This is a genomic window from Vibrio sp. 10N.222.49.C9 (assembly GCF_041474985.1).
Classification (GTDB): domain Bacteria; phylum Pseudomonadota; class Gammaproteobacteria; order Enterobacterales; family Vibrionaceae; genus Vibrio; species Vibrio crassostreae_C.
The window spans coordinates 1-265 of the sequence record NZ_JBFRVD010000732.1 but is presented as its reverse complement, the minus strand read 5'-3'; the positions used below and the strand labels follow the sequence as shown (position 1 = coordinate 265).

The window sequence follows — 265 nt, the reverse complement described above, 5'->3', positions numbered from 1 at the left end:
TTTTTCATCGGCATAGTGGAGGTTATCTGTGGTGACGGCGCTGTGAGCCATATACATTTGCTGGCTGTGCCAAGCGTCATTAGTCGATTTTTCTTGTGGATCTATCGCAACACGAAACTGTGTCCACTGTATTCCAAGGGCTTTGCCTTGTTCATCGTTTAGATTGGCGGTTAAGTACCACCACTCATGTCTGAAGTCGCTGTGAGCGTTATGGTCACGAGGAAATTCAATCGCTTTTCCCTTGCGCACTGGCGTATAGCTTTGC

The 265-nt window shown here is 47.5% G+C and carries 1 protein-coding gene; it reads right to left on the bottom strand.

The annotated features are described in order from the left end of the window. The coding region (locus AB4585_RS25310) for a lipocalin-like domain-containing protein (protein ID WP_372171529.1) at positions 1-265 on the bottom strand (265 nt) is incomplete at both ends.